Source organism: Rhodopseudomonas sp. B29 (assembly GCF_000333455.1).
Taxonomy (GTDB): domain Bacteria; phylum Pseudomonadota; class Alphaproteobacteria; order Rhizobiales; family Xanthobacteraceae; genus Rhodopseudomonas.
Window position 1 is genome coordinate 1 of sequence record NZ_BADD01000121.1, and the last position, 2,000, is coordinate 2,000.

Here is a 2,000-nt window from a genome sequence, read left to right on the forward strand (position 1 = left end):
CATGGCGATCGAAACATGAGCGGATGCGCGCCAGAGACCCCGTCCACTTCGGCCGGTGATGCCGATGCGGTCACATGGGGCGAACTACTCGCGCGTGGCTATCGCGAGATCGGCGACCGCGCGATGCGCGATCTGCCGATCTACAACGAGGCGCTGAGTGTTGAAGCCGTCGGCTTCCGCCGCTTCAACGGTTCGATGGTCGGCATCATCGTGACGCCCTGGTTCATGAACGTGGTGATGCCGGCGAGCGCGGTGGCCCAGGCGGTCGCCGGCCCGAGCTTGCGGATTCGATTTCCGGCCGGCGACATCGAATTCAGCCTGAGCGAGGTCGGGCAGATGGGCCGGATTGCCAGCTGCTCGCTGTTCTCGCCGATGTTCGAATTCGCCGACATGGAAATGGCGCGCGCGACCGCCGAGGCTGTGTTCGCCGAACTGATGCTGCCGTCCGATAGCGAAGAGGCGGTGCGCCGCCGCGAGCCGCCGACCAAGCCGATCGACCGGCGCAGCTTTCTGCGTGGGACGCTGACGGAGAAGCGCGGATGAGCCTTGGCTTCCGCAACGAGATCGACGTCACGGTGTGGCTCGCCGGCGCCACGATCGCCGATGTCGCGATCACGCCGCGTAGCCGGCCGCCGCTGACGCGGCTGTTCGCCGGAAAGCCGTCGGAGTCGATTTTGCCGGTGTTGCCGCGACTTTTTTCGCTATGCTCGGTTGCGCATCAGGTGGCGTTCGTCTCCGCGGTGGAAGCCGCGCAACAGCGGCAGGCCACGCGCGAGACAGCTCGGCAGCGCCTCACTTTGGTGATGGCCGAACGGCTGACTGAGTTGGTGCGCGGGATGTTCGTTGGAATGCACACGCTCGACGCGACGAGCGCCGCCGCCGTGCGCGAGGTGATGCAGGCGGCGACGTTGCTTGGAAATTTGGATGAGGCGCCATCACCGGAGGTCCGACGTGATGCAGTGGCGCGGATCAATGCAGCGCTTGCGACGCTGGGAATTTTTGGCGGGGACCGAGCCATCGCGCCGGCCAACCCGTGCGCAGACAGCGCAGCACAGGACGGCGGGCTGCGGTCGCAACAAATGGTCGAGCCATCGTTCCTCACGGCCGCCGACGATCTCGATATCGTGACCCGTCTGCTCGCTGATGGAGTTGCCTTTTCAGACGCACCCGATCTGCAGGGGCGAATTCCCGAGACCGGCGTCTGGGCGCGTAGCGCTAGCCGCGAGGCGGCCGAGACTAGTCCTGCTGCGCGGCTGAACGCGCGCGTCGCCGAGATTGCGCAGCTTTGCGACTGGCTCGAACGTGGCGACGACGACCGCAATGACGTGATTGCCAGCTATCAACTCGGCGATCGCAAGGGCGCGGCCGCCGTCGAATGCGCGCGCGGCCGGTTGTATCACGCCGTTGCGCTGGATGACGCAGACCGGATCGTTGCATTCGAGTTTCTGGCGCCGACGGAGTGGAACTTTCACGCCCGTGGGCCGCTGGTCCGCAGCCTCAAGGGGGCGGTCCTCGGTGATGGCCCACAGGGACAGGATGCGGTGCGGGCGCTGGTCGGCTCGTTCGATCCCTGCGTCGGCTTTAGCCTGGATTTTCGCGAGGCCAGCCATGCATGAGATGGCGCTGTGCGAAGGCATCATCGGCATCGTCGAAGACGAAGCGCGCAAGCGTGCTTTCGCTAGAGTCACCGTCGTTTGCCTGGAGATCGGGGCGCTCAGCCACGTCGCGCCCGAGGCGCTGAAGTTTTGCTTCGAGGCCGTGGCGGCGCGGACCATCGCGCAGGGTGCGAGACTCGATATCATCGAGCTGCCGGGGACGGCCTGGTGCATGGCGTGTTCCGAGAGCGTCGAGATCAAGCAGCGTTACGAGCCGTGCCCATCCTGCGGCAGCTATCAGCTCCAGGTGACGGGCGGCGAAGAAATGCGGGTCAAAGAGTGGGAGGTCGGCTGATGTGTACGGTCTGCCGCTGCGGAAACGGCAAAGCGACAATCGAAAATGCC

Annotated in this window: 3 protein-coding genes; all 3 read left to right on the forward strand. The window is 65.5% G+C overall.

Translation table 11 applies throughout. The features are described 5' to 3' along the window. The first annotated feature begins 15 nt into the window (after nucleotides 1–15). The 3 genes from hybE to hypA are packed head-to-tail and all read left to right on the forward strand — an operon-like array spanning nucleotide 16 to nucleotide 1,950. Nucleotides 16–543 (forward strand): [NiFe]-hydrogenase assembly chaperone HybE, encoded by a 528-nt coding sequence (hybE, locus tag I5M_RS04495; protein WP_031335367.1) that lies wholly within the window; start codon nucleotides 16–18, stop codon nucleotides 541–543. Next, nucleotides 540–1,616 carry a nickel-dependent hydrogenase large subunit gene (locus I5M_RS04500; protein ID WP_022720313.1) on the forward strand — a complete coding sequence of 359 codons (1,077 nt, stop codon included), beginning with the start codon at nucleotides 540–542 and terminating at the stop codon, nucleotides 1,614–1,616. Before hybE ends, I5M_RS04500 begins: the two co-directional genes overlap by 4 nt. Further along, on the forward strand, nucleotides 1,609–1,950 hold the full coding sequence (gene hypA, locus I5M_RS04505; RefSeq protein WP_022720314.1) for a hydrogenase maturation nickel metallochaperone HypA: 342 nt from the start codon (nucleotides 1,609–1,611) through the stop codon (nucleotides 1,948–1,950). Before I5M_RS04500 ends, hypA begins: the two co-directional genes overlap by 8 nt. Nucleotides 1,951–2,000: the final 50 nt, after the last annotated feature.